We start from the raw sequence: 26,795 nt of genomic DNA on the forward strand, positions 1-26,795 counted from the left end.
GCCTCAGTGAAAGCTCGCCTGAAACGTGGTCGCGGTCAGCGAGACATGCGCGTCCAGTGGCGGGTGCAACTCGAAGGCCTTCGGCTCGCGGGAGAAATTCCACAGCCGGAACAGGCGCCATTCCGAGCGCCGCTCCTCGGCCACGGCCAGTTCGTTGCGGGTGATGTGGAAGGGCGTGCGCTCCCATCCATTCGTGGTCTTCACCTCGATCAGGCGCGACCGCCCGTCCGGTGCAAAGCTCTCAATGTCATAGCCCGCGCCGTCGCCATCCTCTTCCGACACCCAGCGTACCTTCCGCGCCAGATCCTCACGCCCCACGGCCTGAAGCGACGCCCGTTCATGCGCCAGCACACGTTCCTCGCCCGCGCGACCGAGACTGCGATTTCGCTCGTCCCGCCCCGCGACATCGAATTTGCGGGCGATGTGCAGCATCTGCTCCAGCTCCTGCGGCGGTGGCTGGTTGGACAGCGTGGGAGGTGGGCCGATCCAGAGCTGCGCGGCCTCTTGCAGGCCGGTGGCCGGATGCGTGCCGGGCATCTGGCCGAGCCAGTCGGGATTGAACGCGAGCCAGCGCGCCACCGCATCGACCAGCGTCATCTGGAAATTGAACGCCGGCTTGTAGCCGGGGATCCAGTCTTCGCCGAGCCCTTTCAGCACCGCACTGATGTTCTGGTGCTTGAACTCGATCGACGTGCGTGTGCGGTCGATCCGTTCCTGAAGCTGCCGGTCGTGCTCGGCCTTATTGTAGGGACGCCCGGCGATGTCGTCGGCCAGCATCGCGAAGTAATCCGCGACGATCAGGTCGTTCTCTTCATCCGTCCAGGGCCCGTTCGACATTGCGCCAGGCTAGAGGGAAGAAGTCGGCCTGTCATCAGCAGCTTCTGATGTCGCGGGATAGAGCTTTGTGTCGGCTTGGGGCTTGCGCTTCCCCGGCGGCAAATCGAAACGCAAAAAGCCCGCCTTGTGCTGGCCCACAGCGATGTCCTTGACGTGGGTCCCGCGCACAGGAACCTGCTCCATGACGAGAGGCGCAGCGCTTTCGAACGCGATTCCTGGTTGTGATCGCACCAGCCCGAGCAGCGTTTCGGTCGCCCAACCCATGTTTGCGGCGCAACCGACACCGTCGCGTTGAGCCTCGAACTCAATGATCTGTTCCTCTGAGAACAATGACGGTTGGCCACTCTCGGTTATCTTGATGTTCTGCCTTGTACGAATGGCTTCCTTTTCGACGAGTGCCTGCACATCACGAAAAACCGAAACTCCGTGCGAATTGTGCGTGCCAAGGATCAGCCGCATCTTGATGCGGTCTTCCCGAGGCTTACGGATCACGATGTCGGGCAGATGCGTGGCAGCACCCGCTTCCTTCATCTTCGCCTTGAAGAGCCTGAGAACCTTCTCCTCGTTGGAAATGTCGGGAAGAGCCTCGAAAGCCGGCCGCCAGGCCGGGTCAGCAAGGAAGCGCCCGACCGATGTCGCAACACCATCCCATCCCGCATGACTTCACATGCTCCGACATGAAGTTGAACAGAACCTCACCGCGCAGATCCTTCAAAAACGAGAAGATCGGGCGGCTATCGACATTCCATCCGGTTGGGTCAATGAATGTGAACGTGAAGCTGTCTCGAACGTCGCTGCAAGCTGCCTGAATACCTGAAAGGTTGTCCTCGAACGCGCCTGAGAACACCTTGATATCGAAATCAGTTTTGCTTGTTGCAAATGCTTGGAGCTTGGCGAGAGACTCGGGGTTCTTCTCGCAGAATCGGAAACGGACCCTGAGATTCGAGTGGCCGAGATTCGTGAGGATACCTCGGACATTCTCGAGCGTTGTCAGCGCGAGAGCAAACGACGTATCTGACAGGGATTCGGAGTCCGAATTCCGCCAAGGACCGGCGAAAGCATCGACAAAATTAAAGACGGGCGAACGTCCCTGAAAAAGTTTGTAGGCCGCATTCTCCAGATACTTCTGCAAGAATAAGTGTTTGATAAACGACTGTTCTCGGCCCTGGTAATGGTTGATGTTAAGCCGCATTAAACGCTCTCGGGTTGCAGAGCGTCAAGAATCGGTTTGGGGACTATCTGCCAAGGGAACCCGTTCCATTCCTCGCCATCGAGCAGTCTGCCGCCTGACTTCGGCCGGGCACCGCCCCATTGCTTGAAGAAGAAGGCCACGTCGTCGCGATCGCAGATGTCACGGAGCCGTCGTGCCCAGTCGGCCTGCATCGGTCGGGCACCAGGACCGCTTTCGCCACCGACGATGGCCCAAGCGATGCCACGCAGGTCTACATCTTCGATCCGCCCCAGGAGAGGCTCGAACGAAATGAAGCGCGCCTCAGAGTTAACCCCCTTCAGATGCTCGACGCGGCTGGTATGTGCAGCATCCTCCACCGAGACGCCAAGCCAGATATGACGTGGTACAGGACCACCCGAATAGCGCGCTCGGACATAGTTGCGCATGAGCGAGCTGCGCTTGGTCAGCACCTGATAGACGTGCCAGTCCGCACGCTCCATGGCATCGAACACTTGGTCGATGAAGGTGCGGTCGATGTTTTTATGGAAGAGATCACTCATCGAATTGACGAAGATCATGCGAGGCTTCTTCCACAGGAAGGGCTGCTCTAGCCGCGAGGGCCAGAGCTTCAGGTCAAAGCCCTGTTCGTAGGGATGGCCGACAATACCACGCCAGCGTTCCGCGAAGCGCTCTGCGTAGCAATTGTCGCAACCCGGACCGACCTTGGTACAGCCGGTGACGGGATTCCACGTAGCGTCCGTCCACTCGATCTCGGATTTCTGTGCCATGCCTCATACCCTTTTGTGGATAACTCTAAGCGATTGTGGCAAATGAGGGAATCCCATTTCGGCTGTCTTCTGCATACTTGCCCGCGCTGCTGCACGAGACCACGCCGCCTGTGGGTGTCTCCGGTCCACTGCCTGCCGGATGTCACCACGGCAACTTCGCCGAGGCAGGTTCTTGTTAAGATGCTGGCATAGCGTCACTTTTTGAACCCGACCTACTGTGCAGGCAGGGCGCTCGAAGAGAGACGCTGGCCGTTCAGAGACCGATATCCGCCGCGCTGCCAGTCTCCGCAGGGCGGACCCGGCAGCCAAACCCCTTTGAGATAAAAAGAAAAAAGCCCCGCTTGGGGGCCTCGTGGCAGGTTCGCAACTTGAAAGTGGCGGAGAGAGTGGGATTCGAACCCACGGTACGGTTTCCCGCACACACGCTTTCCAAGCGTGCGCCTTAAGCCACTCGGCCATCTCTCCAGCCCCCCTTCTCATAGGCGGCGCACCAGTTTTTGCAAGAGAGAGGATCTGTGGCGCCGGGATTTCCCTAGCAATATGCTGTGCTCACCGCCATCGAGAGCTGCATCGGGAGCTCTAGGTGTTCAGTCCCGGCATTTGATGGATTGGATCGATGATGAATCGATCGGGCTCTGAAGTCCATCGTTTGCAGATGAACTCGTAGGGTGTGAGGCCTTTGAGCGTCTTCAGCCTTCGACCGAAGTTGTATGCCTTGATGAAGTCCTGAAGGTGCCGGCGCAGTTGGTCATGATTGTCGTAGTGGAAGCGCTTGACGGTGGCGTCCTTGATGGTGCGGTTCATCCGTTCCACCTGTCCGTTGGTCCAGGGATGGTTGATCCTGGTGAGCCTGTGCTCGATGCCGTTCTCGTCGCAGACGCGATCGAAGATGTGGTGGAACGCATATTTGTGACGGGCGTGGTTGGTGAACTGGATGCCGTTGTCCGTCAGCACCGTGTGGATGGCATAGGGAACTGCCACGATGAGGTTGCGCAGGAACTGAGCTGCCACATGTAGCTGTAGGTCGCATGGTGCCACCACTCAATATGCAGCATGGCGTCGCACTCTGGTCCGCTTCGGTTAGTACTTCGAGGCTGTCTGCATTCTGGAACCGGCGTCCTCGCTCCCTATGCGCCTTTGGCCGAACGTTGTTCGATAAACCCGACGGCCGAGGCCACACCGTTTTCCGCGTTGATCGCGGCTCCGAGATCGGCCGCGCGAGCGCGCATGCCGGGATCATCCATGGCCCGAAGGGCGGCCGCGAGGTCGTCGGCCGCCATCTTGCGCTTGTCGAGTGGCTGCGGCCCGACGCCGAGTGCAACCAAGCGGCGCGCCCAGAAGGGTTGGTCGCCGATGAAGGGGCAGATCGCGGTCGGCTTGGCTATCGACGCAAAGGACGAGAAAGCGGCGCGCTGGTATGAGCGTTTCGGTGCGATGCCGCTGCTCGACAGCAGCCCGCTTAGCCTGATCCTGCCGTTCAAGACCATCATTGACGCTCTGGACGCCGCGCAGAGCGAATGACCGATCAGAGGAAGGAACAACAAGAATGATCCGCATTGCCCTTTACGCCCGCTATTCCTCCGAGAACCAGCGAGACGCCTCTATCGAGGATCAGTTGCGCCAGTGCCGCGAACGCGCCGAGCGCGAGGGCTGGACCGTGGTGGAAACCTATTCCGACCGGGCCATTTCCGGGTCTTCCATGTTCCGCGCCGGCATCCGGTCGCTTCTGGCCGACGCACAGGCGGGCCGCTTCGACATGGTGCTGTCCGAGGCGCTGGACCGCATCAGCCGCGATCAGGAGGACGTGGCGGCTGTCTTCAAACGCCTGCGCTTCGCCGGCGTATCCATCGTCACCCTGTCCGAAGGCGAGATCAACGAGCTACATGTCGGCCTCAAGGGCACCATGAATGCGCTGTTCATCAAGGACCTCGCCATCAAGACCCATCGCGGCCAGCGCGGACGTGTCGAAGCTGGCAAGAGCGGTAGCGGCAGGGCCGCCTATGGCTATCGTGTCGTCCACCAGCTCGACGCCAGCGGCGAGCCGATCCGGGGCGAGCGGGCGATTGTCGAGGACGAGGCCGAGGTGGTGCGCCGTATCTTCCGCGAATACGCTTCCGGCAGAAGTCCGAAGGAGATCGCCTTCCAGTTGAATCGGGAGGGTGTTCCGGGTCTGCGCAATCGGGCATGGATCGACGCCACCATTCGCGGCAACCCGCTCGCCGGCACGGGCATCCTCAACAACGAGCTTTATGCCGGTGTTCTCGCGTGGAACCGGCAGCGCTTCATCAACAACCCCGAGACCGGCACGCGCGTGTCGCGTATCAACCCGGAAAGCGCGTGGATCAGGACCGAGGTTCCGCATCTGCGGATCGTGAACGATGCGCTCTGGCAGGCGGTGCGGGAGCGCCAGCGCGGCATCTCCGCCCTGTTCGGCCCCAATCTAGCCAACACCCGCGAGGGCCGCGCCAAGCGTCTATATCTGACCAACCGGCCGTCACCCTTCTTTCCGGCCTGCTTACCTGCGGCTGCTGCGGCGGCAGGATCAGCATGGTCATGACCGACCGCTATGCCTGCCGCAACCATCTGCGCAAAGGCATTTGCGACAACGGCCGCACGATCCGGCGCGACGAGATCGAGGCGCGCGTGCTGGCGGGGCTGCGGGATCGCCTTGTGTCGTCCGAGGCTGTCGCGGAAGCGGTGCGCGCCTACCTGCCGTTCGCTCAATCCGGCGGCCAGCTCCTGTTCCATCTCGTCAGCAGACTCTACGAGCGTACGTCCATCGTCGTCACAACCAATCTCGCCTTCGGCGAATGGCCAAGCGTGTTCGGCGACGCCAAGATGACAACCGCGCTGCTCGACCGTCTCACCCACCACTGCGACATTGTCGAGACCGGCAACGACAGCTGGCGATTCAAAAGCCGCGACGACGATCACGCCACCCGCGCTCGTCCCGTCTCCGCAATCCCGGCCAGCTCCGACGGGCCGAGCGCTACCCTCAAACCACGCCGCGCGAAGGGGTCAAATTTGGACGCCGATACGGGGTCAAATTTGTGAGCCGATTGACACATCACGACGGCGCGCCGTTACAACCATGAATTCGTTCGTTCGCTCGGAGCGGACGAAATCATCGACCACATCTCCGATGACTACGTTTCAGCAGTGGCTGACCTGACGCAGGGGCACGGGGTGAACGTCGTATTCGATACCATCGGCGGCGACACCCTGACGAGAAGCGCCCTCGCCCTCGCGGATGCCGGACGGGTGGTCAGCATCGTCGACATCGCACAGCCGCAGAACCTGATCGAGGCTTGGGGAAAGAACGCCGCCTACCATTTCGTGTTCACCCGTCAGAATCGAGGCAAGCTCGACGCGCTGACCAACCTCATCGAACGCGGCCTGATCAAACCTGTGATCGGCGCAGTGCTTCCGCTCGCTCGGGTGGGCGATGCGCATGAATTGCTTGAGGGTGGAAGCTCCCGCGGGCTTCGGGGCAAGGTGGCGATCGATGTGGCAGGCCAGACTGTCAGGCTTCCCACGCAGCGATAAGTACACCGATAAGGCAGGGCACATTCCCGCAGGACTATCCTTTTCGGAAAAGCGACGGCACTGTCGCCAGCCGGTGTCTTGCGTCACTTGAGAGGCTCATCAAAACCCAGGGTCGAACAGCAGAGTTGACGCGTTCATCGACCGGCCAACCTAACCGAACCGGACGTTAGCCGCATGTAAATTGACTCGCCGCGGAAAAACACATGCTCTTCGTGGCGGCGTTGCGCCAGGAGCGATACAGATGCATGCGAACAAAGCATGTGTAGATCATCCGGACAGCGGGATCATGATACGACTTCGAGTTCGAAGGCACGCCGATCAATCAGACGCTCGTCAACAAATTCAACCGGCCCCAACGAGAGACTTCCAAATCTGGTCGATGGCGTTCAGGGACTGGCCGGAGTCCCTCGCCCGACGTTGAGGACATTGCCATACAGAGCGGATCTGGTCCGCGAACCCCCGATAGCGGGCTAATCTTCACTCTGGAAACCCATAACTTCCAGCCGACGTAGCATACTGATGTTTACAGGCAGACTTACTTAACCTCAAAGAGAGATCATCCTCGCCGGATAAAACTTTTCGTTGTCGAGGACGTTTGTACGGCAGATTCTATCGGCCGAGGGCGGATCATCAATGGTCGTCGGCCGGTTGTAAGCCAGCTCCGTCGATAGGCGGCGGCAAGCCGGCGGGTCGAAGCAAGTCAGAGAGAACTCGATGGATGAGCAACCATGTCGGTTCATCGCAGGTATCCGCTGGTCCACAGCGTGGAAAGAAATGGCTGCGCACGCTGACAAGGCTCGACTGGTCGGCGGCCGGCCTGTCCCGCTTCGACGATTGGGACCAAGCCTTGCTGACGGTTGCCAACCTGATGGCGCACTCCTTTTCTCCCATGGCGATGATGATCGGGCCAAAGGGAATCCTCGTTGCCAATGACAGCGCGCAAAGCCTCTTCATTGAGACCACCGGTACGGTCAACGGCAGGTCAGTCCTTGATGTGTTGCCAGATAGCGTATCGTTCTATGCCAGTGTTCTGGAAAGCGGGCTGGCTGGAAAGGCCCTGAGTTTCCGCGAGCAGCCGATCCGGCTGGCAGCCGATGGCGGGCATCGTACGCACTGGTTCAACCTGGACTTCACGCCTGTCATGGGATCGAACGGAAAGCCGCTCGCCGTTCTCGGAGTTGCTTCGGATATTTCCGTCTTTATGCGGCGCATACGCAGCCTTTCAGAATCTGAGCAGAGGTTGCGTCTGGCGCTGGATGGCTCCGGAATGGTCGGCATCTGGACCCTCGATCCCCAGACCAGCTTGGTGACGGCCGATGCGAACGTCGCGCGAACCTATGGTCTTTCTCCGGAAGATTGTGCTGCGGGTATCGCCAATCAACGCTTTTTCGACTCTGCGGACGGGGCAGCCATACGACATCGATTATCGCTTCCGTCACCGGTCGGGCGAGTATCGCTGGTTGCGCGTAATGGCGCTGCCGATCCATGGCGACGACGGTCAGATCATCCGATGGTTCGGCACCAGCACGGACGTCCATGAAGCCTATCTCCTCGCCGGGGAACGCGAACGCCTCGCCCATGAGTTGGAACGCATCGCCACCGAGGATGAGCTGACAGGCCTGCTGACGCGGCGCGCATTCATTGATAGGGTGACCACGATGATCGATCGCAGCCCTCGCTCGCGTCGTCAGTCGAGCCTTTTGATGCTCGACATCGATCACTTCAAGTCGATAAACGATACTTACGGCCATCCGGTCGGAGACCGGGTCCTTGCAGTCGCTGCCGCAAGGCTTCGCGCGGCGGTCAGAAAACAGGATCTGGTCGGACGGCTCGGCGGCGAGGAGTTCACCGTTTATCTTCCCCACTGCTCCAGGCGTGAAGCGCTCGAAGTGGCCGAGCGAATCCGGGCGTCGATGGATGGGGAGCCCGTCGCGCTTGAGGATGGCACCGTGGTTGCGACAGTCAGCATTGGTGTGACGACAGGTCCCGCAAGCAGCTTTTCCCTGCACCGCTCTCTCGGCGTTGCGGACAAGGCGCTTTACGATGCAAAAACCGCGGGACGCAATCGCACGGTGTTTGCCGGGCTCAAGCCGGGCGGGCGGATGCCTGAGGGATGCGTGGCGGCGCCGGACCCGGCGGCCGGCAACTCAGCCGGCTTCACTTGAGGCTTGGCGAACCGCAGCGCGAGATCGACCTCATTCAGCGAGACCGCCGTTGACGTCGATAACGCCGAGGAGTTGGGAACGCTCCCTCAATAGCCGCAGTTTCTGATAGGTGAGGCCGTCTTGCCTTTCAACCGGCACGCGAGACCTCCCCCTCTTGGTCCTTCAGCGAGTTTGTAGTTCTTTCCAGTCCCACATCGCCGTTTCGATTCACGTGTCGGACGAGGATCAGATTGTGTCGACCGTCAGCAACCTATCAACGCTGCTGACGGCGGATAGCTCTGGATTCAATAGCGCGCCGCCAGCACCGGCTCGATCGGGAAGCGATAGTTCAAGCCAACGGTCGAGATGAAGCCGTGATTGCGGACATCGACCTGGATCGGGGGGATGCCGCCGCCCTGGGCCAGGCTGTGGCGCTCGGTGCCGAGGTCAAAGTAGTTCGACTCCGCGCGCACTGTCCAGTTGCGAGACAGCGCGAACTCGGCGCCGTAACCGATGGTCCAGCCGACGGCAGTCCTGCTGCTGCTGGCGCCGCAGCCCGGCTGCGTGATCAAGGCTGGAATGCTGTAGTCGATATACTGGCCATTCGGCCCCGTATTACAGGTCGAGACAATCCGGGTGTTACCAAAGGCGGCGCCGCCACGCAGATAAACCAGCGATCGACTCCACAGCGCGTATCCGAGTTTGGCTGTGGCCGTGCCAAGCCAGTCGATCTCATTCCTGCAGGTGTAGAACAACGCGTTGGGGCACGAACGCGCACCGTTGGCGTTGCTTGCGTTAAACGCACCCTCGATACCGACCACCCACGGTCCGGTCTGCCAGTCGTAGCCGATCTGGCCACCGCCGGCGAAGCCAGCGAAACGCGGATTGGCGCCGGTGCCGAAGCCCGGGAAGCTCCAATCGGTCCTTCCATTGAGAACACCGGTGCTGGCGCCGATGTAGAAGCCGGTCCAGTTATAGGGAGCAACCCCCATGGCAGGGGCCTTGGCGAACAACGGTGCGCCGGCGACCTGATCGGGGCTGAACTGATAACGCAGGCCACCGTTCAGGCTGTAGCCCTCGATATTCGAACCGGTGCGGTAGTCGGCACGCAGGTAGCCCAGCCAGCCAGTATTCAATACCTGCGCCGCCACGCCAAGGCCGAATTGACCGTAAGTGCCGATCGAACTGGTGCGAACGTTGCCGGCGACATCAAAACCCGGAATCGGAAAATAGCCCGTGAACGAGGCGTTCGCTCCGCCCTGGAATTCATGAAAGACGCTGGCGGTACCGAAGGGTTGCCACGCGATATTGCCGGAGACGATATTGGTGCCGGCGCGCAGGCTCCAGCGGCCGAGCGCGCTGTACATATCGTCGACGCGCAACGTACCCGGCAGGGAAATGCCACCGGCCGTCGGCAGAACAAGAGTACCGGTAATGTTGAGCGGATCGACCTGAACCCGCGAGACGACGATACCCGCCGACGGCTCGATAAACCAGTTGTTGGGAAGTTGGTGGTGGTAGCCAAAGTTGCCAGCGAACGACAGGCCGCGCGCATCCAGCTTCTGGTTGAAAATGCCGCTGACGTTGGGATCGCTCAGGGTGTTTTGATAGTAATCGAGGCGGATCTGACCATCGACGAAGAAACCGCCATGGGTCGCGGCGGCATACATGCCGACAAACGGCACCTGTAGAGAATTCTGAAAGGTGCCGCCGAACGGATTCTCGGATCCGGCAGAAGAGGTATCCCTGGACCTGGCGCCGAGATAACCAACGGTGGTGCCGAGATGGACGTTCCAGCCGTTCCAGTTAAGTTGCGCGATATCGGTTCCTAGCTGCACCCCGGAAAAGCTCAGGCGCGAAGAGTTATTGCAGTCGATCTGACCCGGACTGGCGACACCGCCGACCGAAACGTTGGATGTCGTCGTGTTATTCCGCGTGGTTATTTCGCCGCCGATGCCGCGCACCCAGATGCCGCCCCCTTCCTGATTGGGCGCCGCGTTGGCGGGCGCGCTGACGAAGGCGGTGGACTGGGTGAGGAAGACGGTGTTGGTCGCGTTGATCGCTGAAACCAGCGAGTTCACGGCCGCCCCGCCCGCCGTAAACGGCAGCACGTCAGCGCCAAGACCGACGAGCGTCCCCGAGCCCGTGCAAGCCGCGATCGCTCCGGATGATGCCGATAGCGCAAAGGCGAACGCGCCACCGGCTACGACGCGGCGACGAAGAGCGCCATTTCCAGGCATGGATGCGCGGACAACAACATTCATTGATAACACCCCCGGGGGACAGCCGGCTTTGTGCTGGCCTGTATTAGGAAATAGATAGATACGCGGCAATAACCGATAGCAGACGCACGAAGCATAACGTGGAGTCGGGATCGTCGAAAGCGTATGGCTGAGTCCTGCCGCGATGAAGCCACATTTTCCGCGCGGCTGTGGTCGAGAGGCCACATTATTATCCCCACGTTGGGATGTAGAGGTATTATAGTCCTGCCGAGCGACTATCGCACGGGCCGAATCCTCGTCCGATATCTTTCCCCTATCAGGGCAGAGTTCTGTGACTCGTCGCACGGTCGGCGGGAAATATTCTGAAACACAATGACGGCAACGGTTCCAGCCACACCTCACCGGCGGGCTCTTGAGGGGTGGCCAGCCAGGGGCACAGGCCGCTTCGCTGACGTAACACGAATCCTTGTGATCGGTCCTTTGATTGATCGGCCGCACCAAAGCCGATAAATTCTGATAAAATGTTGGAGGGCTATGTTCCGCAGCAAGCGGGCGGCGCAAAGAAGAAAGAAGGAGGCGATGGCCGCGTCGGACCGGCCTGATAGCGATCGAAACGGTTCGATCGCACCAAAACTCGAAACCGGAGGAACGGCGCACGTTCGGCGTGCGCGGCACAGCAATGCTCAAGCGTCTCGGCCTCATCGCGGCAATGATCGGAGGAGCCATTGTCATGGCGCTGTCCTCCGGCGCGGCATGGGCTGACAAGCGCATCGCGCTGGTGGTCGGCAATTCCAGCTATCAAACGGTGCCGCAGCTTCCAAACCCCGCACGCGACGCCAAGGCCGTCGGCCAGATGTTCGAGGACGCCGGTTTCGATTCGGTGGAGGTGCTGCTCGATCTCGGCAATCTCGATTTCAAGCGCGCCATCCGCAAGTTCGAAACCGACGCCGATCAGGCCGACATCGCGGTGATCTATTATGCCGGCCATGGCATCGAGGTGAACGGCAACAATTTCCTGATTCCGGTCGACGCACGGCTCTCCAGCGACCGCGACGCCGAGGACGAAGCGATCCGGCTGGAGCGCATGGTGCTGTCGGCCGACGGCGCGAAAAAATTGCGTGTCATTATCCTTGACGCCTGCCGTGACAATCCGTTCACGGTGAAGATGCGCCGCGAGCGTCGCGCCGCCCTGCGCGCGATTTCGTCCGGCCTCGGAAAGGTCGAGCCGACCTCGACTGATACCCTGATCGCCTACGCCGCGAAGGCAGGATCGACGGCCGATGACGGCGAGGGCAGGCACAGCCCGTTCACCACGGCGCTGCTCAAGAACCTTACCGTGCCCGGCCTCGATATCCGCCTTGCCTTCGGCCGGGTGCGCGACGAGGTGATGAAGCTGACGGGCGCCCGGCAGGAGCCGTTCGTTTATGGGTCGCTCGGCGGCGGCAACATCTCGCTGGTTCCGCCGCCGGTGGTCGAGAAGGAGCCGGAGGCTGCCGACGTCAAGGGTGACTTCGAACTGGTCGCCAAGATCAATTCGCCGCGCGCCTGGGAGGTGTTCATCAGCACCTACAAGACCGGCTTCTATGCCGATCTGGCGCGGGCGCAGCTTGCCAGCCTGACCAGCAAGACCGCAACCGATATCGTCCGTGATGTCGGCAACGTCACCGTGGCGGCGCTGCCGCAGGACACGCCCGCGCCGGTGAACGAGCCATCGTCCCGCGAGCGACTCGAGTTCGACCGGCTGAAGGATTCAACCGACCAGGCCGCGCTGAAGCGATTTATCAAGCGCTATCCGGATTCGCCGCTGGCGCTGCAGGTGCAGCATCGCCTGGAGGTGTTGCAAAACGCCGCGGCCGAGCGCGAGGAAAAGCAACGTGCGGAGCGCGAAGCCGCGCGGCTCGCCGCCGAGCAGGCGCGCATCGAAGCCGAGCGCAGGAAAGCGGAGCTGGCGGCCGCGAGGAAGCGCGAGGAAGACGAGCGCCGCGCCAAGGCCGAGGAAGCGGCGCAGCAGGCCCGCGCAGCCGAGGCCGAGCGCAAGGCGGCCGAGGCCAAACGCAAGGCCGAGGAGGCCCAGAGAAAAGCTGAAGAACGCGCAGCCGCCAAGACGGCGGCCGAAGCCGCGCGTCAGAAGGCCGAGAGCGAGCGCGCGGCGCGTCAGGCCGAGCTGGAACGACGGAAGGCGGAAGAAGAGCGCCGCAAGGCCGAGCTTGCGAAACAGAAGGAAGAGGCCTGCAAGGCCGAGGAAGCCCGATTCAAGGAACTCATCGCCAACGGCGGCGAGGGTAAAGGGCTCGACAACGTCAAGGCGTTCGCCCGGGAGGCAACCTGTGCCCGCCTGCAGCCACAGGTCGCGAGCACGATCAAGACGTTCGAGGACGAGATTGCCAGGCGCCTGGTCATGACAGCGCAGGTTGAACTCGGTCGCATCGGCTGCTTCGCCGGCGACGCCGACGGCCAACTCGGTCCCGCCACCAGGACGGCGCTCAACCGCTACCAGGCCGCCAAGAACCCCTCGGGCAAGGCCGGCTCGGATAAACGCCGCAACAACGGCGACCTCCCCCTCACCGATGACGTGGTGAAGGAGCTCGGCCAGCAGAGCGGCCGGGTCTGTCCGCTCGCATGCAAGACCGGCGAGGCGCTCAAGGACGATACATGCGTCGCCGTGACCAAGCCGCAGCCGCCGGCCACCGTGCAACACAAGCGCGACGAGAAGGCGACGGCGAGCAAGCCGGCCCGCCGTCCCGAGCGCACCCAGACCAGCCGTCAGCGCGAGCCCGCGCCCCGCGCCCGGCAGGAAGCATCGCGCCCATCTTCATCGTATCGCGCGGCCCCCGCCATGATCGGCGTTGGCTTCTGACACCCCGCCCGCAAGGATCAGGAAAGCACCGCCCATGACCGCAGCACAACTTTCCCGGCTCTACCTCGCGGCCGCGTTTGGCACGGCAGTGGCGCTTGCGGGGCCCGCCGCGGGCAGCGAAGGCTTGGTCGCGCGCACCGTTCCGACGGCGCAAGCGACCGTTGCCGCAACATCAGGGCCGATTCCGCGCATTGCTCCCTCGCCAAGGAAATCGGCCCGGACGGCCAGCATTCACGCGGTCCGCAGGACCGCCCCGCTCGCCGCTCCCCCGCGCCGCTACGCCTATGAGCAACCCGCCGCGTGCGCAGACTTCTGGTGCAGCCCGTTGGCCGTGCTGATGCTCGGTATCGGCTTCTGATCATACCGCCTCAGTTAGTTGCGCACGCCGCGCGCGCAACGATCGATCGGGGCCACATCGAGAAAGTGGACGACCTCCGCCTAGAGTATGATGAGTTTAGATTTGGTTGTATCCTGCATTGACGAAGTAGTTGGCGCATTCAGCCGGTGCAACGGTTTCGAGGATCGGAGCGATAGCATTGTAGACGGCCTCGGTGGTCCGCTGCGCGGCTTTGCGTAGCCAGTGTTTGAACTTGGCAAAGAACTGCTCGATCGGGTTCAGATCAGGCGAGTATTTCGGCAGGTAGAAGAGCCGGGCACCGGCGGCACGGATGACGCGACGCACGGCGCTGGCCTTGTGCGAGCCGAGGTTGTCCATAATGACGATGTCGCCGTGCCGCAGGGTCGGGACCAGAACCTTCTCGATGTAGAGAAGGAAGGCTTCGCCGTTGATCGGCCCCTCGATGAACCACGGCGCGGTGATGCGATCGTGGCGCAGAGCGGCCATAAAGGTCATGGTCTGCCAGCGGCCATGCGGCACCTTGGCTCTGATGCGTTGACCGCGCGGCGCCCAGCCCCGCAGCGGCGCCATATTGGTTTTGGTCCAGGTCTCATCGATGAACACCAGCCGAGTGGGATCAATCCGATCTCGATACTTGGTCCATTGCGCTCGCCGACGGGCGACATCGGGACGATCCTGCTCTGCAGCAATCAGCGTCTTTTTTTGTAACTGAGCTTCACAGCGTGAACGAACTCCCACATCGTGCGGTAATCGACCTTAAGGCCACGCTCGGCAAGTTCGGCCACCAGCCCGCGCACGGTAAAGTCCTTTCGGCACCGTTGCAGCAGCCATTCGCGGTGCGGCCCCGCAATCTTCTTTGGCCTATAGCCGCCGATCTGGCTTGGCGCGACGCTGCCGGTCTCGTGGAAGCGTTGTACCCAGTTGATCGCCGTGCTGATGCCCACCCCAAACTGGGCCGCAGCCTGATGCCGCGACAGGCCGCCTTTAACGACAGCACGCACTACCCGCTCACGAAGGTCGTTCGAATAGGCTCGTCCCATCCATGCTGGCCTCCTTCCCAGTCAGCATGTTGAATCAGATGAATTCTGATTTGGGAATCTCAATCGATTCAAAATAAACCCATCCCGCTCTAGAGCATGATCCGATTAAGTTGAACCGGACCATGCTCTAGAAATGGTTGTCTGGTCGCATTTTCTTGCGGCGAACCGGTATCCACTTCGTTCGCCGGAAAATGCTCTGGCCTGAACAGGAGCGAAAGTCGGTTTGAACCTTTGGCTGAGCTCAAGCAACTCATTATCGCTGGGAATTTCAGCGCCCAGTGCGTATCAGCCAGCGCCGCCGGCGAACATACTCCGCCGCGCGGCGTTGCGTGCTGAATGCACAAACTCTATTGCGGGATGCTGACCGCCCCGGCCGGGTCTGCCCGAGTCGCCGCAGGCAAGGTTCGCATCAAGGGATCGACGTCCCGGTTGCTACAGACGCTTGTAGCGGGAGGTAGCGTAAATTCAGTGCCCACTCAAGGACTGAAGTGGCGCAGAAAGTGTCTACTAGAGCCATTTTGGATTGAGATTACGCATAACCGGCGTGATTGAAGAAGTTGATGCATTGGTCTGGAGAGAAGATCGAGGATAGAACCGATCCTGTTCCAGAGTGCGGGGATCGATCGCTCGGCGGCCTTTCGCAGATGGGCCTTGAGCTTTGCGAACGCCATCTCGATCGGGTTGAGGTCGGGCGAGTACGGCGGCAGATAGCGCAACTGCGCGCCAGCGGCCTCAATGATTTGTCGAACATCGTCGTTCTTGTGGGCGGGCAGATTGTCCATCACCACGATGTCGCCTGGCTTCAGGGTCGGGACCAGGCATCGTTGCAGGTAGACGCGAAAGATCTCGCCATTCATCGGCTCGTTGATGACAAAGGGAGCGGTGATAGCGTCGTGGCGCAGTCCTCCGCCTCCAAGGTCTTCACAAGCTCGGCGCGGTGCGACAGCAAGCCATGCTGCAGGTTGATGCCTGCGAGCGGCGCGGGAAGCTGGCGCATATAGGTCGCGGGCACGCCGACGAGGCTGCACAACTGCCCGAAACTCCAATGCGTGGGCGCAACGGGCTGCTCCTGTCCGGGGACGGCCTTCGCCTTCTTCGATGACCTAGGTGTTCAGTCCCGGCATTTGATGGATTGGATCGATGATGAATCGATCGGGCTCTGAAGTCCATCGTTTGCAGATGAACTCGTAGGGTGTGAGGCGCTTTGAGCGTCTTCAGCCTTCGGCCGAAGTTGTATGCCTTGATGAAGTCCTGAAGGTGCCGGCGCAGTTGGTCATGATTGTCGTAGTGGAAGCGCTTGACGGTGGCGTCCTTGATGGTGCGGTTCATCCGTTCCACCTGTCCGTTGGTCCAGGGATGGTTGATCCTGGTGAGCCTGTGCTCGATGCCGTTCTCGTCGCAGACGCGATCGAAGATGTGGTGGAACGCATATTTGTGACGGGCGTGGTTGGTGAACTGGATGCCGTTGTCCGTCAGCACCGTGTGGATGGCATAGGGAACTGCCACGATGAGGTTGCGCAGGAACTGAGCCGCGACCATCTTGCCCGCCTCTTGGTGGAGCTCGGCGTAGGCGAACTTCGAAGTGCGGTCGATGGCCACGAACAGGCGCAGCTTGCCCTCAGCCGTCTGCACCTCGGCGATGTCGATGTGGAAGTAGCCGATCGGGTAGCTCCTGAACGTCTTCCTGATCGGCTTGTCGCCTTCGACCTCCGGGAGCCGGCTGATGCCGTGACGGTGCAGGCAGCGATGCAATGAAGACCGCGACAGGTGCGGGATCGTTGGCTGAAGCGCGTAGAGGCAATCATCGAGCGGCAACAGGGTATGCTTGCGGAAGGCGACGATGATCGCCTCCTCCTCGGATGAGAGCACCGTCGAGCGCGGATCTTTCGGTCCCGTCGGAAGGTCGGCCACCGAGGTCCGCTTCTTCCATTTTGCGACGGTCTTCTGGTTGATCCCGTAGCGTTCGACAGCGCTCTCAGGCTCTCTTCACTATTTTGTATTGCTCGACGGATTGCCTCTGTCGTCGTGGCGCTCCCGTGAAGAACCTGTCCCATAGCGCATCCTTCCATTCTCCGGAAAATAATGCACCATCAAATGCCGGGATCAAACACCTTAGCCATTGTTCCAATCCTTTCTCTGTTCATGCCGGAGGCATGGCCCCCGCCATGCCTCATCGCATTGGTTTGTCTCGGCTTGTCCGGAGCGTCGTCATGGCGGCGCGTGACGACGACCGCTTCCGGCCGAAGGTCGCGCCACCGAAAGCACGCGGCAGCGCGCGGGCGCCGAAATTCACCAGTCGCGTGCTCAAGGCCGCGTCGAAGATCGGACCGACCAGCACCGGAACGCTGCGCCGACAGCCCTCGCGCGGCGGCGCCCGGTTCGGCCGCGGCCATGTCGCGGCGAAGTTCGCCGGCCAGTCCCTGCGCGGCAACGCCCGGCGCGTCGTCATCAAGACCCGGCTGGTGAATCTGGCGAAGGTCGGCTCGCACGCAACCATCCGCCATCTGCGCTACATCGAGCGCGACGGCGTGACCAAGGACGGCAGCAAGGCGCGCACCTACGGCCCCGGCACGGACGAGGCCGATATCGCCGCCTTCGAGGAGCGCGGCCGAGAGGATCGGCACCAGTTCCGCTTCATCGTCTCGGCCGAAGACGCCGGCGACATCGGCGACCTCAAGACCTATACACGCGATCTCATGAGCCGCATGGAAGCCGATCTCCGCACCAAGCTCGATTGGGTCGCGGTCGATCACTGGAACACCGACAATCCGCACACGCATATCGTCCTGCGCGGGCGCCATCCGGACGGATCGGATCTGGTCATCGCCCGCGACTATATCTCCAACGGCATGCGCAATCGCGCCCGCGAACTTGCGACCGAATGGCTCGGTCCTCGCACCGAGATGGAAATCCGCGATGGTATCTTGCGCGAGGCCGATCAGGAGCGCTGGACCGGCCTCGACCGGATGATTCAGCGCGAGGCGGAAGACGGTGTCGTGAATCTTCTGTCCGAGCCGGCGGTTGCCCAGGCGCGCTTTCGCCACACGAGCATGATCGGCCGGTTGCAAAAGCTCACCGAAATGGGACTTGCCGACGAGACCGGCCATTGCGTCTGGACGCTTCATGCCGACGCCGAGGCCACCTTGCGCCGGATGAGCAAACGCGGCGACATCATCCGCACCATGCAGCGCGCCATGACCGGCCTGAAACGCGACTTCGTCGTCCTCGACGGCGCGACCGCGCACACCCCAGTCGTCGGCCGCATCGTCGACAAGGGATTGGCCGATGAACTGTACGATCGCGGCTATCTGATCGTCGACGGTGTCGACGGCCGCGCCCATTACGTGCCGCTCGCTGCCAACGCCGACCTGGAATCGCTGCCGATCGGCGGCATCGTCGAGACCCGCGCCGCAACCGAACGAACGGCGGACCGGACCATCGCCGGCCTTGCCGCGAACGGCATCTATCGCACCGATCATCACCTTGCGATCGAGCGCGCGAAGGCAACGCCGGAACACGATCCGGACAGCTTCGTCGCTGCCCATGTCCGCCGCCTCGAAGCCTTGCGCCGCGTCGGCATCGTCGAGCGCGTCGAGGACGGCGTGTGGCGTGTGCCCGCCGATCTGGCGGAGCGCGGCAAAGCCTACGATGCGAAGCGGCTCGGCGGCGTCGATGTCGAGCTGTGCTCACACCTGCCGATCGACCGGCAGACCCGCGCCATCGGCGCCACCTGGCTCGATCGCCAACGCTTTGGCGATCTGTCGGGACTTGGCCAATCCGGCTTCGGCGCCGAGGTCCGCGACGCCATGCGCAACCGCGAGGATTATCTTGTCGATCAGGGCTTCGCCGAGCGACGCGGCCAGCGTGTCATCTTCGCCCGCAACCTGCTCGCCACGCTGCGCAACCGCGAGATCGAGGCGGCCGCGAAGGAGATAGCCGGCGAGACCGGCTTGCCGCATCACGTCGTTCAGGACGGTGAGCGGATCAGTGGCATCTACCGCCGCTCTGTCATGCTCGCCAGCGGCCGCTTCGCCATGCTCGATGACGGCATGGGTTTCAGCCTCGTGCCTTGGCGGCCGGTGCTAGAAAAGCATCTCGGCCAGTCCGTCGCCGGCATCGCCCGCGGCAACAGCGTGTCGTGGATGTTCGGGCGACGGCGGGGGATGGGTGTCTGACAGATTTGGGAATCGTGCGGCAATCTAGGCATGCTTTGGTTTGAATGTCAGCTTTTAATCCGCTGCGAACGTTGGCTGTAGCTCGCGAAGAACTCAAGATGTTCTGCGCCATGTTCATATCTACGATAGCGCAATGACGCGGCACGTGTTCTGCATGCCATGAACCGCAAGGCGAGCGATCTTCGTTAAACTTCTAAAGGCCGCAGCAGGCCCCTTCAACAATGAAACGGACGGCGGCATCGACGCCGTTCTCGGCTCGGATGGCGACACCGAGATCGGCAGCGCGGGCGCGCATGTCGTGATTGTCCATCGCCAGGAAGGCGGCAGCGAGGTCGTCGGCTGTCATCGCTTTCTTGTCCAACGGCTTCGGTCCTACCCCAAGAGCGACGACGCGGCGGGCCCAGAACGGCTGGTCGCCGAAGAAGGGGCAGATTGCCATCGGCTTACCGGCACGCAATGCAGCCCCCGTGGTCCCGGCGCCACCGTGATGCAGCGTGGCGTGCATGAGCGGAAAGAGCCGGTCATGCGGCGCGCCTACGATGACGTGGATATGTTGGCTCGGCTCGATCTGCCCGAGCGCGCCGCCCGCGGTGGCGAGCACGCCCCGCTTGTCTGCTCGCTTCAGGCCGGCGACCACGACGCTCGCCATTCGTTGTGGATCAACGCCCGGCATGCTGCCAAAACCGACATAGATCGGCGGCTCACCCGCTGCAAGGAAAGCGGCAAGCTCGCCGTCGGGGCTCCAGTTCGGCGTATCGAGGAACCAGTAGCCGGTCACCGCTACATCTGCGTCCCAGTCGTGTGGCTTCGGCAACACATATGGGCTATAGCCGTAAAGCGTGCCGGCAAGAGGTGCGGCTTTCCCGCGAGCCGACAATCCGAGGGCATCCACCCGCCATGCGCGGATCGTTTTGCCGAACAGCAAACTGCCGCCGTGGATCATCAGCGCATGGCTCGCCCGGTTGAGCGGGCCGAGCGAGGGAAAGGGTAGCACTGGCGTCGGAAAGGCCGATGTCGGCGTGAAGCCTGGCAGCGGCGACGCGAGGAAAAGTGGAACGCCGAGCTTCGCTGCGATGTGCGGGGCGCCGAGCGCCTTGGGATGAAACAGGATAGCGTCGGGTGCGAAATCGCGGGCCGCTTTCCATTCGGCATCGAGCAGCCGCCGGCTGATCTCGCGATAGAATTTCAGGAGCTTGAACCCTGCACCGAAACCAGTGCCGGCGCTGCCGATCACCTGCTTCGCTTCGGGCGAGTCGAGCACTGCAAGGAACTCAGCCGGCAGCGGCGCGAAAGCAACGCCCTCGGCCGCTGCCATGTCGGCGAACTGGGCGGGTGCGACAATCAACACCCCGTGCCCGTGCGCTCTGAGCCCGCGCGACAACGCGAGATAGGGCTGCGTGTCGCCGCGTGTGCCGAGCGTATGGATGGAAAAGCGCATCCCGCCTTCTCAATTTCAATCGTGAGCGCCCGTCCGCGCTCTGAGTCTGCGGACGTACAATGCGCCCCAGCCAAGCCCGAGCAGCGCGGCCACCGAAGAGCCTAGCAGCACGCCGAGCTTTGCCGCGGCCAGCAGATTCTCATCGGCAAAAGCAAGAATGGCGATGAAAATGGACATGGTAAAGCCGATACCGGCTAGCAGACCGATCAACAAAATGCCGCCCCATGACACGCCCGGCGGCAACCGGCACCAGCCCATCCGCACCATGAACCATGTCGCGCCGACTACGCCGAGCGGCTTGCCTACAACGAGAGCAAGCCCGACGCCGAGCATGGCGAGATGCGCTTCTCCTGCGAACAGATTGACGCCACCGACACTCACGCCCGCATTCGCCAGCGCAAAGAGAGGCATGACGCCGTAGGCGACCCAGGGATGCAACGCTGTCTGTACACGCACCACTGGCGGCAGCATCTCCCGATTGGCGAGGCGCAACTGCCGCCGGGGGTGAGCCAGACGACGCGCATCTTTCGTCGACACGGCGTCGTGGCTTCGCAGCTCCTCGGAAATACGGGACAACACGTCTATAGGCTGCTCGCGCATCGGAATGGACATCACCGGCGTCATCAATCCGAGTACGACGCCGGCGAGAGTCGGGTGGGCCCCGGTCACCAGCAGGCCAACCCAGATCACGGCGCCGGGAAGGACGTAGGCATAGGCCGAGCCGACACCGATCCGCTGAAGCCCCACCACCATCACGACGCCGAGGGCGGCAATCGCAAAACCGCTGGGATCGAGCCCGCCAGAGTAGAAGAAGGCTATGATCAAAACAGCAACGACGTCGTCGATGATCGCGAGTGCGAGCAGAAAGACGCGCAAGTTGCCGGGGATCGAGCGGCCCAGCAGGGCGAGCACGCCCACCGCGAAAGCGATGTCGGTCGCCGTCGGCACCGCCCAGCCGTGCGCGCGCACCATGTCGGTGTTCAGCACAAGGTAGATCAGTGCGGGAACGATGACCCCTCCGGCGGCTGCCGCCACCGGCAGGATCGCCTGGTCGAGTTTGCTCAGTGCCCCTTCATGGATCTCGCGCCGGATTTCCATGCCGACGACCAGGAAGAACACTGTCATCAGCGCATCGTTGACCCAGAAATGCAGGGACTGCGCATAGACGAAAGTGCCGAGCCCGATCGAAAGCGGCAGATGCCACAGGTCGTGATAGCTTTGGGCGAAAGGGGAGTTGGCCCAGATCAGTGCAACAGCAGCCGCGACCAGCAGCACGATGCCGCTGACGGCCTCGACATGCAGGAAGCGCTCCAGCGTCGTAAGGGCCCGCTCGGCGAGGAACTGGGCCCGCGGCAGGTCACGGGGAGAGGTCTGTCGGTCCATCGGTCACGCATGCTCAGCGTGGCGGCCCGACCATCGCACGACCTGTTTCGCTGCCCAATGCAGCGAACACCCTGGCCGTCTTTACACTCGACCTTGCCGACGAGGCAACAGTATTGCCCTGGCGGCCATTGCTGAAAAAGCAGATCGACCAGTCCTTCGCCGGCATCGCCCGTATCACCACTTATTTACAAGTGGAGACGATTTGTCTGATGCTAAAAACGGCCCGGTCCGAGGACATTTTCCGCGCCCACGGCGGCCAGCTCCGCATGAGCGAAGCGATCCGTCACGGCCTCAGCCGCTATACGCTGTATGCTCTCAAAGAGCACGGTGCCATTGAGCAGATCAGCCGCGGCCTCTATCGTCTTGCCGATCTCCCGCCCATCGGCAATCCCGATCTCGTGACCGTCAGCCTGCGTTGTCCGCACGCCGTCATTTGTCTTGTTTCGGCGCTGTCCTGGCACGGGATCACCACCGAGATCCCCCATGCGGTCCCGGTGGCCGTTCCGCGCGATGCGCGCGCCTTCCCGCGCTCGACCATCCCTCGATCCTCGCGCATCGGTTTTCGGATGCGTCGTTCAAAGCCGGCATCGCGCGCCATGACGTCGATGGCGTGCCAGTCCGTATCTACGATGCCGAGAAGTCGATCGCCGATAGCTTCAAGTTCCGCAACCAGATCGGAATGGACGTGGTTCTGGGAGGCGCTCCAACTCTACCGGCAACGCAAGAGATTCGACCCCGGTAAGCTGGTCAAATACGCCAAGGTCTGCCGGGTGGAGAATGTCATGCGACCTTATCTAGAGGCGATCTCTTGAAATTACCGGCCAATGGCCGTACATTGAGATTCTAGGAGAATGACGATGGCCCAATCTGCGACGAAATCAGCCCAGCGGCGTGTGCGTGACGAACGCCTGGAAACCCGCGTGACCGCTGATCAGAAGAAGCTCATCGAGCGTGCCGCGGCGCTGCAAGGCCGAACGGTGACGGATTTCGTTCTGACCAGCGTGCAGGAAGCTGCCCGTCGCGCGATCGAGGACCATCAGACCCTCCACCTCTCCTTGCGCGACAGTCAGGCTTTCGTGCAAGCGTTGATGAAGCCGCTGCCGGTGAATGATCGGCTTCGAGATACCGTCCGCCGCTATCGTCAGAGAACGGGTGTCTGACGAGTGGGCAAAGGCGGCGACGAGCTGCTGCGGGTCGAAGTTCTCGGCCCGCACCACGACCGCTCCGGGTTCGAAAGCGGGATAGAGCCGCTCGATCGATATTTCCGGACTCAGGCCAGCCAGGATGCCAAGAAAAACATGGCAGCGCCCTTCGTCTTGGTGCTGCCTGATAGAGCCATCGGAGGCTATTACACGCTGTCATCTACTGCTCTGAAGCTCGCAGAGTTGCCGGCACAGGCAACGCGCAAGCTGCCTCGCTATCCTTCGGTTCCGGCGACGCTGATCGGACGTCTCGCGGTGGATCGACGCCATCAGGGAAAAGGCTACGGCCGGTTTCTTCTGGCCGATGCCCTCTATCGCGCGCTGCGAAGTGAGATTGCGGCTTTCGCGGTCATCGTCGATGCCAAGGACGAGAACGCCCGCCGCTTCTACGAGCGTGAGAGCTTCCTCCCACTCCCTGACCAACCGATGAAACTGTTTCGTCCGATGGGCGATATCGAAAAGCTATTCAAATAAGAACGGGAATACACCCGGGAACCAGACGGAGCCACTGTCATGAGCAGCACATTCCGAAAACAACCGGCCAAGAGCGATCTAAAGCGGCCAGCCAGGCGTGGCATGGCTCGCTTCGAGGTGGTCGGCCGCGCCGCTGATCGTGATCTTATCCGATCCCTCGCGAAGCGCCTCGCCGAAGACGGCGCGGAAGCCGACCGGATTCGCGCGACTATCAGCCAGAGCATGAGCACCAAGCCCGTGAGAAAGGCGGGCATTCTCGATGCACTCCGCCGCTCTCCGCTGGTCGGCGCTTCCCTCGATCTCGCTCGCCGATGACGGTGCGCTCCGTGCGAGCTACGAACGTCAGAAAAGTTCTTGCATCACTGCGTGACGTATCGCCGCAAGACTGACTTGCCGGAATCGATACGTAGAAATAAGAAATAGTACGTGCTCGCATTGAGATCATGTTTGCCGCCACAGGCAACGAATTTGGTCTTTGACTAAGCGCCTTCCACGCAACAACGCTCGTGTGCGCCGGCCTGCAAAACAGGCCGTCATCAAAGGGCTGTTGCGGGGCAAGAATGACGCCGACGAAGGTGCTCATCGGACAAATGCTGGTCGTGTTCGGCATCACGCTTGCCGGCACATGGGCCGCAACCCAATGGGTCGCTTATTCCCTCGGATTTCAGCAGCGCCTCGGCGAACCCTGGTTTCTGATCGCCAATCTTCCCGTCTACTACCCGTGGCGCCTGTTTGAATGGTGGTACGTCTACGATGCTTATGCATCTCTCCCCCGCGGCTACCGCCTGCGCAATGGCAGGGCCGCGCACGCGCAAGGCGGCGCATCGTTGTCACGCTCACCACCGGTCCAATCCACCTCGCTTGTCGCGCAGCCCGGCCACGCTCGCCGATAGCCGCCCCCCTCTCTGCCGAGCGCTCACGCGCCCCCGGGAGGCATGGCGGGGGCCATGCCTCCGGCATGAACAGAGAAAGGATTGGAACAATGGCTAGGACATCGAAGAAGACGAAGGCCGTCCCGATTGCGACGGTCGTGGAAGCGGCGGCGGACGTGGACGTTCGCAGCGTCGGAGAAGCGGAAGCGGTTGCGGCGACTGAGAGCGGCGCGGAAACCGTGTCGGTCGCGGCAAGCGGCGAGACGGTTTTCATCCCGCTCAACAAGTTGAAGAAGTCGCCCCGCAATGCGCGTAAGATCCCGCACGGCGAGGCGGACATTGAAGCCTATGCGGCCAGCATCGCGGCCAAGGGCATTCTGCAAAATCTTGTGGTCGAACCCGAGCGCGACGAGGAAGGCCAGCCGACCGGCTTCTATTTTGTCACCATCGGGGAAGGCCGCAGGCTGGCGCAGTTGCTGCGCGCGAAGCGCAAGCAGATCAAGAAGACCGAACCGATCCGCTGCGTCATCGACACGGCGAATGATCCGTTCGAGATCAGCCTTGACGAGAACGTCACGCGCACCGCCATGCACCCGGCCGACCAGTTCGAGGCATTCCGTGAGCTTGCGGAAACTCGCGGATGGGGTGCGGAGGAAATCGCCGCCCGGTTCGGCGTCACCGCGCATGTGGTGAAGCAGCGGCTTCGGCTTGGCGCGGTCAGCCCCAAGCTGATGCAGGTCTATCGGGACGGCGGTTTGACGCTGGACCAGTTGATGGCGTTCGCCATCACGGAGGATCATTCGCGGCAGGAGCAGGTTTATGAAAGCCTGTCCTATAACCGCGATCCGTCCTTCATCCGTCGCGAGCTGATGCAGGCCAATGTTCCGGCATCGGATCGCCGTGCCATCTTCATCGGCCCGGAATCCTATTCGGAGGCGGGCGGCAACATTGTCCGCGATCTGTTCCCGGAGGATCGTGGTGGCTTCTATGAAGATGTCGCATTGCTCGACCGGCTTGTCATGGAGAAGCTGGAAAGCATTGCGTTCCGCGTCCGGGGAGACGAGGGATGGAAGTGGTGGGAAGCGCATATCGACTTCCCGCATGCGCACGGCATGCGCCGCGTCTATCCGCATCCGGTGGAGTTGTCGCCGCAGGATGAAGCCGACTACGCCGCCGCGCAGGAGGAATATGACCGCCTGTCGTCGGAGTATGAGGACGCGGACGAGCTTCCCGACGATGTGGATCAGCGTTTCGGGGAGCTTGAAGCCGAGATCGAGCACATCGACGCCAAGCGCCACGCCTACGATGTTGACGACATCTGCCGTTCTGGCGTGTTTGTCGTGCTCGACCATGACGGCGGGGCGCGCGTCGAACGCGGCTTTGTCCGCCCCGAGGACGAGAAGCCGGAAGCGGAGGAAGCCAGCGATGGCGAAACCGTCATCGACCGCGTGCGCGTCAACGATGATGGCGAGGTCATCGAGGATGGCGAGGACGGCAATCATGCTGCCGACCTTGAGGCGGAGGACGAGTATGCGGAGGAAGACGGCAAGCCGCTGTCGGACCTTCTCATCCGCGACCTGACGGCCCATCGCACCCTTGGCCTGCGGCTCGCTCTTGGCGGGCAGCCGGATATGGCGTTGATCGCCGTCACCCATGCGCTCGCCGCGCAGACCTTCTACCACGCCGTTGATGCGCATTGCCTCGATATCCGTCCGAACAGCGCGCATCTCGCGAGCCATGCGGATGGCATCGAGGACACGGCAGCGGCGAAAGCGCTGGCGGATCGTCATGCCGGATGGGCGGCGGACATGCCGCGCGACGTAGCGGACCTGTGGGGCTTCATTGCCGGGCTGGACCATGCGAGCGTCATGGCGCTGTTCGCGCATTGCGCCTCGCAGACCATCAACGCGGTGAAGCTGCCTTGGGAGCGTAAGCCGCGCGCGCATGCGACGGCTGACAAGCTGGCAACAGCGCTCGCGCTCGACATGACGGCGAACTGGACGCCCACGGTGCGGACCTATCTCGGCCGCGTCACCAAGGCGCTCATTCTCGACGCCGTGCGGGAGGCTGTCAGCGACGAGGCGGCGGATCGTCTCGCCTCCGTGAAGAAGCAGCCGATGGCGGAAGCCGCCGAGCAGCTTCTTGCCGGGACCGGATGGCTGCCGCCGCTGATGCGCACCACGCCGGTTGCGGAAGCGGAGAGCGGACCTGTCGAGGACATCGCCGCGCCCGAGGGAAACGAAGGCTTCCCCGAAGCCGCCGAGTGAACCGGAGCGCGACGTCTCCGA

At 62.1% G+C, this 26,795-nt stretch carries 20 protein-coding genes, 1 tRNA gene and 10 pseudogenes; 17 read left to right on the forward strand and 14 right to left on the reverse strand.

Going from position 1 to position 26,795, the window contains the following annotated elements:
* Positions 1–3: 3 nt before the first annotated feature.
* The 7 genes and pseudogenes from NWI_RS14720 to NWI_RS18325 all read right to left on the reverse strand — a co-directional run bounded on the left by NWI_RS14720 (position 4) and on the right by NWI_RS18325 (position 4,076).
* Positions 4–837 (reverse strand): DUF3883 domain-containing protein, encoded by an 834-nt coding sequence (locus NWI_RS14720; protein WP_011316027.1) that lies wholly within the window; start codon positions 835–837, stop codon positions 4–6.
* Between the two features lie 9 nt (positions 838–846).
* Positions 847–1,368: a hypothetical protein gene (locus tag NWI_RS14725; RefSeq protein ID WP_011316028.1), complete on the reverse strand. Its 522-nt coding sequence runs from the start codon at positions 1,366–1,368 to the stop codon at positions 847–849.
* A 79-nt stretch (positions 1,369–1,447) separates the two neighbouring features.
* A complete protein-coding gene (gene tcmP / locus NWI_RS14730) occupies positions 1,448–2,029 on the reverse strand; it encodes a three-Cys-motif partner protein TcmP (protein ID WP_011316029.1) in 582 nt (193 codons plus the stop codon).
* Positions 2,029–2,796 (reverse strand): DUF5131 family protein, encoded by a 768-nt coding sequence (locus NWI_RS14735; protein WP_011316030.1) that lies wholly within the window; start codon positions 2,794–2,796, stop codon positions 2,029–2,031. Before NWI_RS14735 ends, tcmP begins: the two co-directional genes overlap by 1 nt.
* Before the next feature lie 375 nt (positions 2,797–3,171).
* Positions 3,172–3,261: transfer RNA gene (locus tag NWI_RS14740), tRNA-Ser, on the reverse strand.
* A 114-nt stretch (positions 3,262–3,375) separates the two neighbouring features.
* Positions 3,376–3,804 (reverse strand): annotated as a pseudogene (locus NWI_RS14745) (integrase core domain-containing protein); the annotation flags it as partial.
* 119 nt (positions 3,805–3,923) lie between these two features.
* On the reverse strand, positions 3,924–4,076 hold the full coding sequence (locus NWI_RS18325; RefSeq protein WP_244374923.1) for a hypothetical protein: 153 nt from the start codon (positions 4,074–4,076) through the stop codon (positions 3,924–3,926).
* A gap of 91 nt (positions 4,077–4,167) precedes the next feature.
* On the opposite strand from NWI_RS18325, the pseudogene NWI_RS17170 reads away from it, so the two are divergent.
* The 8 genes and pseudogenes from NWI_RS17170 to NWI_RS14775 form a co-directional block, all read left to right on the forward strand.
* A pseudogene (locus tag NWI_RS17170) lies at positions 4,168–4,317 on the forward strand (GNAT family N-acetyltransferase); the annotation flags it as partial.
* A gap of 25 nt (positions 4,318–4,342) precedes the next feature.
* On the forward strand, positions 4,343–5,353 hold the full coding sequence (locus tag NWI_RS14755) for a recombinase family protein (RefSeq protein ID WP_011316033.1): 1,011 nt from the start codon (positions 4,343–4,345) through the stop codon (positions 5,351–5,353).
* Positions 5,350–5,397 (forward strand): annotated as a pseudogene (locus NWI_RS18520) (hypothetical protein); the annotation flags it as partial. The gene NWI_RS14755 and the pseudogene NWI_RS18520, both read left to right, overlap by 4 nt.
* Positions 5,398–5,502: 105 nt before the next feature.
* Positions 5,503–5,850 (forward strand): annotated as a pseudogene (locus tag NWI_RS18050) (ATP-binding protein); the annotation flags it as partial.
* A 12-nt stretch (positions 5,851–5,862) separates the two neighbouring features.
* Positions 5,863–6,342, forward strand: a pseudogene (locus NWI_RS14765) (zinc-binding dehydrogenase); the annotation flags it as partial.
* Between the two features lie 898 nt (positions 6,343–7,240).
* A pseudogene (locus NWI_RS18610) lies at positions 7,241–7,525 on the forward strand (hypothetical protein); the annotation flags it as partial.
* 154 nt (positions 7,526–7,679) lie between these two features.
* Positions 7,680–7,805: pseudogene (locus NWI_RS18615) on the forward strand (PAS domain-containing protein); the annotation flags it as partial.
* 6 nt (positions 7,806–7,811) lie between these two features.
* A complete protein-coding gene (locus tag NWI_RS14775; protein WP_049750588.1) occupies positions 7,812–8,507 on the forward strand; it encodes a GGDEF domain-containing protein in 696 nt (231 codons plus the stop codon).
* A gap of 284 nt (positions 8,508–8,791) precedes the next feature.
* Here NWI_RS14775 and NWI_RS14780 read toward each other — a convergent pair whose 3' ends face one another.
* Entirely contained in the window at positions 8,792–10,597 is a 1,806-nt protein-coding gene (locus NWI_RS14780; protein ID WP_244374925.1) for an autotransporter outer membrane beta-barrel domain-containing protein, read from the reverse strand.
* Positions 10,598–11,372: 775 nt separating this feature from the next.
* Between NWI_RS14780 and NWI_RS14785 the strand changes: the two genes are divergently transcribed.
* Together NWI_RS14785 and NWI_RS14790 are read left to right on the forward strand one after the other, a co-directional pair.
* Positions 11,373–13,565 (forward strand): caspase family protein, encoded by a 2,193-nt coding sequence (locus NWI_RS14785; RefSeq protein WP_244374926.1) that lies wholly within the window; start codon positions 11,373–11,375, stop codon positions 13,563–13,565.
* 34 nt (positions 13,566–13,599) lie between these two features.
* On the forward strand, positions 13,600–13,923 hold the full coding sequence (locus NWI_RS14790; protein WP_041345168.1) for a hypothetical protein: 324 nt from the start codon (positions 13,600–13,602) through the stop codon (positions 13,921–13,923).
* Between the two features lie 96 nt (positions 13,924–14,019).
* On the opposite strand, the gene NWI_RS17175 is transcribed toward NWI_RS14790, so the two are convergent.
* The 4 genes and pseudogenes from NWI_RS17175 to NWI_RS14810 all read right to left on the reverse strand — a co-directional run bounded on the left by NWI_RS17175 (position 14,020) and on the right by NWI_RS14810 (position 17,017).
* Positions 14,020–14,963, reverse strand: a protein-coding gene (locus NWI_RS17175; protein WP_187147962.1) for an IS630 family transposase whose coding sequence is annotated in 2 segments (ribosomal slippage) — positions 14,020–14,625 and positions 14,628–14,963 — 942 coding nt in all. Because the reading frame shifts where the segments join, the coding sequence is not laid out codon by codon here.
* Between the two features lie 529 nt (positions 14,964–15,492).
* Positions 15,493–15,871, reverse strand: a pseudogene (locus tag NWI_RS18340) (transposase); the annotation flags it as partial.
* Positions 15,865–16,044, reverse strand: a pseudogene (locus NWI_RS18345) (DUF932 domain-containing protein); the annotation flags it as partial. The pseudogenes NWI_RS18345 and NWI_RS18340, both read right to left, overlap by 7 nt.
* 22 nt (positions 16,045–16,066) lie before the next feature.
* Positions 16,067–17,017 (reverse strand): annotated as a pseudogene (locus NWI_RS14810) (IS481 family transposase).
* Between the two features lie 156 nt (positions 17,018–17,173).
* Between NWI_RS14810 and NWI_RS14815 the strand changes: the two are divergent.
* A complete protein-coding gene (locus NWI_RS14815) occupies positions 17,174–19,138 on the forward strand; it encodes a relaxase/mobilization nuclease and DUF3363 domain-containing protein (RefSeq protein ID WP_011316039.1) in 1,965 nt (654 codons plus the stop codon).
* 193 nt (positions 19,139–19,331) lie between these two features.
* Here the strand turns inward: NWI_RS14815 and NWI_RS14820 are convergent, their stop codons facing one another.
* On the reverse strand, positions 19,332–20,576 hold the full coding sequence (locus NWI_RS14820) for a glycosyltransferase (RefSeq protein ID WP_011316040.1): 1,245 nt from the start codon (positions 20,574–20,576) through the stop codon (positions 19,332–19,334).
* 15 nt (positions 20,577–20,591) lie between these two features.
* Positions 20,592–21,959, reverse strand: a complete 1,368-nt coding sequence (gene nhaA / locus NWI_RS14825; protein WP_011316041.1) for a Na+/H+ antiporter NhaA — start codon at positions 21,957–21,959, stop codon at positions 20,592–20,594.
* A 209-nt stretch (positions 21,960–22,168) separates the two neighbouring features.
* Here nhaA and NWI_RS14830 point away from each other — a divergent pair, with 209 nt between their 5' ends.
* The 6 genes from NWI_RS14830 to NWI_RS14855 all read left to right on the forward strand — a co-directional run bounded on the left by NWI_RS14830 (position 22,169) and on the right by NWI_RS14855 (position 26,774).
* On the forward strand, positions 22,169–22,771 hold the full coding sequence (locus NWI_RS14830; protein WP_202943781.1) for a type IV toxin-antitoxin system AbiEi family antitoxin domain-containing protein: 603 nt from the start codon (positions 22,169–22,171) through the stop codon (positions 22,769–22,771).
* Positions 22,772–22,816: 45 nt separating this feature from the next.
* Positions 22,817–23,119 carry a DUF1778 domain-containing protein gene (locus NWI_RS14835; protein ID WP_041345682.1) on the forward strand — a complete coding sequence of 101 codons (303 nt, stop codon included), beginning with the start codon at positions 22,817–22,819 and terminating at the stop codon, positions 23,117–23,119.
* A gap of 3 nt (positions 23,120–23,122) precedes the next feature.
* Entirely contained in the window at positions 23,123–23,635 is a 513-nt protein-coding gene (locus NWI_RS14840) for a GNAT family N-acetyltransferase (protein ID WP_011316044.1), read from the forward strand.
* Between the two features lie 39 nt (positions 23,636–23,674).
* Positions 23,675–23,950: a hypothetical protein gene (locus tag NWI_RS14845; RefSeq protein WP_011316045.1), complete on the forward strand. Its 276-nt coding sequence runs from the start codon at positions 23,675–23,677 to the stop codon at positions 23,948–23,950.
* A gap of 245 nt (positions 23,951–24,195) precedes the next feature.
* On the forward strand, positions 24,196–24,528 hold the full coding sequence (locus tag NWI_RS18620; RefSeq protein ID WP_011316046.1) for a hypothetical protein: 333 nt from the start codon (positions 24,196–24,198) through the stop codon (positions 24,526–24,528).
* Positions 24,529–24,617: 89 nt separating this feature from the next.
* On the forward strand, positions 24,618–26,774 hold the full coding sequence (locus tag NWI_RS14855; RefSeq protein WP_041345169.1) for a ParB/RepB/Spo0J family partition protein: 2,157 nt from the start codon (positions 24,618–24,620) through the stop codon (positions 26,772–26,774).
* Positions 26,775–26,795 lie beyond the last annotated feature (21 nt).

The organism is Nitrobacter winogradskyi Nb-255 (assembly GCF_000012725.1).
GTDB lineage: Bacteria > Pseudomonadota > Alphaproteobacteria > Rhizobiales > Xanthobacteraceae > Nitrobacter > Nitrobacter winogradskyi.

Bases quoted from the DNA above. Each gene is read 5' to 3' on its own strand.
- NWI_RS14720 (WP_011316027.1), bottom strand. From the start codon at position 837: ATGTCGAACGGGCCCTGGACGGATGAAGAGAACGACCTGATCGTCGCG.
- NWI_RS14725 (WP_011316028.1), bottom strand. From the start codon at position 1,368: ATGAAGGAAGCGGGTGCTGCCACGCATCTGCCCGACATCGTGATCCGT.
- tcmP (WP_011316029.1), bottom strand. From the start codon at position 2,029: ATGCGGCTTAACATCAACCATTACCAGGGCCGAGAACAGTCGTTTATC.
- NWI_RS14735 (WP_011316030.1), bottom strand. From the start codon at position 2,796: ATGGCACAGAAATCCGAGATCGAGTGGACGGACGCTACGTGGAATCCC.
- NWI_RS18325 (WP_244374923.1), bottom strand. From the start codon at position 4,076: ATGGCGGCCGACGACCTCGCGGCCGCCCTTCGGGCCATGGATGATCCC.
- NWI_RS14755 (WP_011316033.1), top strand. From the start codon at position 4,343: ATGATCCGCATTGCCCTTTACGCCCGCTATTCCTCCGAGAACCAGCGA.
- NWI_RS14775 (WP_049750588.1), top strand. From the start codon at position 7,812: ATGGCGCTGCCGATCCATGGCGACGACGGTCAGATCATCCGATGGTTC.
- NWI_RS14790 (WP_041345168.1), top strand. From the start codon at position 13,600: ATGACCGCAGCACAACTTTCCCGGCTCTACCTCGCGGCCGCGTTTGGC.
- NWI_RS14815 (WP_011316039.1), top strand. From the start codon at position 17,174: ATGGCGGCGCGTGACGACGACCGCTTCCGGCCGAAGGTCGCGCCACCG.
- NWI_RS14820 (WP_011316040.1), bottom strand. From the start codon at position 20,576: ATGCGCTTTTCCATCCATACGCTCGGCACACGCGGCGACACGCAGCCC.
- nhaA (WP_011316041.1), bottom strand. From the start codon at position 21,959: ATGGACCGACAGACCTCTCCCCGTGACCTGCCGCGGGCCCAGTTCCTC.
- NWI_RS14830 (WP_202943781.1), top strand. From the start codon at position 22,169: ATGCTAAAAACGGCCCGGTCCGAGGACATTTTCCGCGCCCACGGCGGC.
- NWI_RS14835 (WP_041345682.1), top strand. From the start codon at position 22,817: ATGGCCCAATCTGCGACGAAATCAGCCCAGCGGCGTGTGCGTGACGAA.
- NWI_RS14845 (WP_011316045.1), top strand. From the start codon at position 23,675: ATGAGCAGCACATTCCGAAAACAACCGGCCAAGAGCGATCTAAAGCGG.
- NWI_RS18620 (WP_011316046.1), top strand. From the start codon at position 24,196: ATGACGCCGACGAAGGTGCTCATCGGACAAATGCTGGTCGTGTTCGGC.
- NWI_RS14855 (WP_041345169.1), top strand. From the start codon at position 24,618: ATGGCTAGGACATCGAAGAAGACGAAGGCCGTCCCGATTGCGACGGTC.